Genomic DNA, 4460 nt, shown 5'->3' on the forward strand with positions numbered 1-4460 from the left:
CAAAAATGCAGCTAGCTACCGTATCTCGGTCAAAGGCACCGACGCCGGCAGCCAGGTGGCTGTGTTGAACAAGGATGGCAAACCTGAACTGTCGAAAACTTCCGACAAGATTCTGGCTTTGCTGAACGAACAGCTGAAGTAATAAACTGCTCGGCAGTCGTAAAGACGCGATGCGCTTGTTTTCCTGCTAGGAACCACTCTTGAAATTTGCAAGTCTGGGGAGTGGCAGCGAAGGCAACGCATTGCTGATTTCAGCAACATCAGGCAGCACGACTACTAACGTGATGCTTGATTGCGGCTTTGGCATTCGGGAAACCGAACGCCGCCTGGCCCGCCTGGGCCTGGATGGCGCCGCACTTTCTGCAATTATCGTCACCCACGAGCATCAGGATCATATCGGCGGCGTTTTCAAATTCGCCCGCCGCCATCGCCTGCCGGTGTGGCTCACCTACGGTACCTATCAAGCCTTGCGCCAGGACAGCGCGGCCGATGTCGCGCTCAATTTTTGCCGCGACGGCGATACTTTCGCCATCGGCGATCTTCAGTTAATGCCTTACACGGTTCCGCATGATGCACGGGAGCCGGTTCAGTACGTCGCCACGGATGGCGATCGCCAGCTGGGCGTGCTCACCGACGCCGGTAAACTTACCGAGCATCTGGTGCAGGCGCTAAGCGGCAGCGATGCGCTGGTACTGGAATGCAATCACGATCGGCAGATGCTCAGCGATTCGGCTTATCCGGCTTCGCTGAAGCGCCGCATTGGCGGCCAGTACGGCCATTTGTCGAACGATGCTGCGCGTGAGATTCTGGCGGCGCTGGACCAGTCGCGTTTGCGCAAGGTGGTCGGCGCCCATCTGAGTGCGCGCAATAATCTGCCGGAGTTGGCGTATGCGGCGCTGTGCAGCGCACGGCATGGCGAATCAGTGGAAGTGACGATAGCGTGCCAGGAAGAGGGCTTTGGCTGGATAGAACTATGACGCGGTCAATTGCCGCGCGGCGCGGGTTCGATCCTTGCCCGATATTTCGAGAGTAGCTCAGGCAATAAAAAAGCCGACCCAAGGGTCGGCTTTTTTCAAGCAACCAATGATTACTTGGAGGCAGCAGGTGCGGCAGCAGCTTTGGCAGCGTCAGCAGCAGCGTCAACAGCTGTGTGAGCAGCATCAGCAGCAGCGGAACCAGCAGCGGCAGCGGCGGAGCCGGCAGCAGTTGCAGCGTCAGCAGCAGCGGAACCAGCGGCAGTTGCAGCAGCAGCAGCGTCGGATGCAGCAGAAGCAGCAGCGGCAGCAGGAGCGGCCATTGGAGCTGCAGCAGAAGCGTCAGCAGCAGGAGCTTCGTCTTTTTTGCCGCAAGCAGCCAGAGTCAGAGCCAACAGGGATGCGATCAACAGTGTTTTTTTCATGAATGTTCCTTCAGTAGTAATCAAAAATTTTGCGATGAATAATTACCGGTAATTATCGCTCTACAGGATGTTTTCGCAGTGCTTTGCCGGGACTGCGCATCGCGATGCAACAAAAACTTTCCAGCTCAGAATTATAGCCGGATTTTGTTAAATAAGACATTAACGGTTTGCTATTTGGTAAGAATTTGTATCAATGCAACAGCGGTTTCGCATGTCCGGCTAGCTGCTTTTATTTTGTTGACGATCGGCGGTAACTGTACTCGTTCAATTTGTCGCTGAAAGTGTATTCATTGTCGCTATATGAGCGCCCGTAGCAAATGTTTAAGGAACGGTTGTTTTTGATGGTTATTTGTTAAATAACGTCAATTGAAGATAATATTTATGCAAATCGGATCAAATATTAATTTCGATATTTATTTTATTATTCGTGGCATTAAAACAAAATCTTATTTTTTCTGTTCCAAGGTTTTAGGCGAATCTCTTCAATATGGTCTTCTTATTTAAAGCAGCAGCCACAAAAACCTGCCGTCTTTTACCTTATCCCGGTAGGCGGCACGCTTCAGGCATGGCCGCCAAGCCTGAAGCCGCCGGACTGCAATCAGCCGAGCGTAATCCAGCCGTCCTCGTACCAGGTGTAGAGCGCTTCCAGGACGTCGGTCGAGACTTTGGCGGCGGCTTCGCTATCGAGCCGGCGCTGGTCGGCCAGCAATGTCAACGATGTTTTATCGGCACGTCCGGCGGCGAATGATTCGCCGTTGATAAATACGTGCTTGCCGCGATACAGCATCTGGGTTTTGCGCGATAGCGCCACGCCACGCTTGTTTAATGCAGCGGTAAAGCGGGCCAGCGTCAGGGGCCGCGCCGGCGATTCAAAAAATACATTGGCCTTCGGTTCGGATAGATATTCGCCGACGAAAATCGCAATGTCGTCCTCGGTGAAGCGGACTTTATTGAGTTCGTCCGAGATTTGCGTCAGCATGCTGCTGCCGATTTCGGCCGGATGTTTGCTGGCTTGCAGATCCGGATCGGCGTAGCGCCCGGGCAGGTCGATGGAATCCGCCATGAACTGCAGGAATGCCTCGCCCAGCTCTTGAAACGGCGGCGCGCGAAAACCGATCGAATAAGTCATGCATTCGCCGATTGCCGTGCCGTCGTGGGCGTATTGGGGCGGCAGGTAGAGCATGTCGCCGGGCTCCAGGATGAATTCCTGCTCGGGCTCGAAGTTCTTGAGTATCTTCAGCGCGCTGCCTTCCACCAGCGTCAAATCCTGGGTGGCGCCGATTTTCCAGCGCCGCTGGCCGTGGGCCTGCAGCAGAAACACGTCGTAAGAGTCGAAATGCGGGCCGACGCCGCCGTTATCGGTGGCGTAGCTGATCATCAGATCGTCCAGCCGCGCATCGGGAATGAAGCGGAACTGGCGCAGCAGGGCGTCGGCGTTATCGTCGTGCAGGTTGACGCCTTGCACCAGCAGGGTCCAGTCATTTTGGCGCGTGCCCGGCAGATCCGTGGGGCCGTTGGTGACTTGCCATTGCTGCTTGAAATGGGTCACCAGCCGCGATTCGACGTCGTCCCGCTGGGCCAGTTCAAACAAGGCTTCGGCTGACAGCAGAGGAGTGAAACCAGGCAGGGCTTGGCGAATCAGCAAGGGTTTTTTATGCCAGTAATCGCGTAAGAATTGCGCGGGCGACAGGCCGCCCAGGAGTGTGAAATTTTTCATGCCGTCATTATATCGGGTTGCATGGCTTAGAATCGGGGCAGGAATGACGATTCAGCGCTCGATCAAGGTGCTGTTGTTGACCTATGATTGGGGCCGCTTGCCTAATTTTTTGCTGCATCGGCAAGGCTGGACCGTCCGGGCGGGTATAATCCGAACGCATGTTAAATGAAAGGAATGATCATGAAGATTGCCAAAAATACGGTAGTGACTGTACGCTACAAATTGTCAGATGCCCAAGGCAATCTGATCGAAGAAAGCAGCGAACCGATGGTGTATTTGCACGGCGGTTACGAAAACACGCTGCCGAAAATCGAAGAAGCACTGGATGGCAAGGAAGTCGGCTATCAAACCGAACTGCAAGTCGAGCCGGACGATGCATTTGGCGAGTACGACTCGAATCTGGTCAAGATAGAGCCACGCAATCGCTTGCCGACACCGTTGGAAGTCGGCATGCAATTCGAAGGCACGCCGGACAACGAGGATGAAGAAGAGCAGGCATTGATTTTTACGGTGACTGACATTGCCGACGACAAGGTTGTACTCGACGGTAATCATCCACTGGCCGGGATTGCTCTGCGTTTCGATCTGAGCGTGACGGAAGTCCGCGCAGCTTCGGAAGAAGAAATCGCCCATCAGCATGTGCACGGTGCGCACGGCCACCATCACGACGATCTGGACGATGATGGCGCTGACGATCATTTCCGCAGTCACCCTATCCACTAAGTCATCAGTGTTTTGCGTCGCGATAGCCAAGACGACGCATTAAAAAAAGCCGCAGACATTCATGTTCTGCGGCTTTTGTTTTTATGCGGCTGCCCGCGACATGGCTAACGCCGCGATAGCGCCGGCTGCTCGGCCGGTTTGCCGAGTTCGAACAATTTCGGATCGGCCGGGTCGACGTTGATCTTCAGCCAGCCGCCGGGGACTTCCAGATCCCCCAGATTGCGTTGCCAGACGATGGCTGCCGGTTTTGGCGCGCCGGTCCCCGGCCGTCCCTGGCCATGGATCACCAGCACCTTGCCGTCAAAATGCGCAGCATGCGAATTGATGCGCTGGCGGATATCGGCAAAGCCGTCGCGTTTGATATTGAAATCGAATACGCGATGACGCTGGGTAGCCAGCGGGTCGCCGTCGCAAAACAGCACCACCGCATCGGATTTTTTTTGCGACGCATTCAAGAAAATCCGCTGCAGCCATTCCCGATTGGCGATTTGCCGGTCTTCGAATTCGCTGTTGCGGCCGCCTTCCGCCAGATAGTGATTATTAGCGGCAGGCAGGTTGATGGTGGCAAATGTCACATTGCCGATTTCCCAGCGCGCATTCTCTACGTAGCTACGGAATTTT

Annotated in this window: 4 protein-coding genes and 1 pseudogene; 2 read left to right on the top strand and 3 right to left on the bottom strand. The window is 54.8% G+C overall.

The genetic code is table 11. The features are described from left to right. Positions 1 to 200 precede the first annotated feature (200 nt). Positions 201 to 977 carry an MBL fold metallo-hydrolase gene (locus KHU33_RS25540; protein WP_211468267.1) on the top strand — a complete coding sequence of 259 codons (777 nt, stop codon included), beginning with the start codon at positions 201 to 203 and terminating at the stop codon, positions 975 to 977. Positions 978 to 1087: 110 nt separating this feature from the next. Here KHU33_RS25540 and KHU33_RS25545 read toward each other — a convergent pair whose 3' ends face one another. Next, positions 1088 to 1399 (bottom strand): hypothetical protein, encoded by a 312-nt coding sequence (locus KHU33_RS25545; RefSeq protein WP_211468269.1) that lies wholly within the window; start codon positions 1397 to 1399, stop codon positions 1088 to 1090. A gap of 598 nt (positions 1400 to 1997) precedes the next feature. Then, a complete protein-coding gene (locus KHU33_RS25550; protein ID WP_211468271.1) occupies positions 1998 to 3116 on the bottom strand; it encodes a cupin domain-containing protein in 1119 nt (372 codons plus the stop codon). A 180-nt stretch (positions 3117 to 3296) separates the two neighbouring features. Between KHU33_RS25550 and KHU33_RS25555 the strand changes: the two genes are divergently transcribed. Continuing rightward, positions 3297 to 3839 (top strand): FKBP-type peptidyl-prolyl cis-trans isomerase, encoded by a 543-nt coding sequence (locus KHU33_RS25555; protein WP_211451556.1) that lies wholly within the window; start codon positions 3297 to 3299, stop codon positions 3837 to 3839. A gap of 104 nt (positions 3840 to 3943) precedes the next feature. Here the strand turns inward: KHU33_RS25555 and KHU33_RS25560 are convergent. Next, a pseudogene (locus KHU33_RS25560) lies at positions 3944 to 4460 on the bottom strand (hypothetical protein); the annotation flags it as partial.

The organism is Collimonas silvisoli, assembly GCF_018305005.1.
Classification (GTDB): domain Bacteria; phylum Pseudomonadota; class Gammaproteobacteria; order Burkholderiales; family Burkholderiaceae_D; genus Collimonas; species Collimonas silvisoli.

Bases quoted from the DNA above. Each gene is read 5' to 3' on its own strand.
- KHU33_RS25550 (WP_211468271.1), bottom strand. From the start codon at position 3,116: ATGAAAAATTTCACACTCCTGGGCGGCCTGTCGCCCGCGCAATTCTTA.
- KHU33_RS25555 (WP_211451556.1), top strand. From the start codon at position 3,297: ATGAAGATTGCCAAAAATACGGTAGTGACTGTACGCTACAAATTGTCA.
- KHU33_RS25545 (WP_211468269.1), bottom strand. From the start codon at position 1,399: ATGAAAAAAACACTGTTGATCGCATCCCTGTTGGCTCTGACTCTGGCT.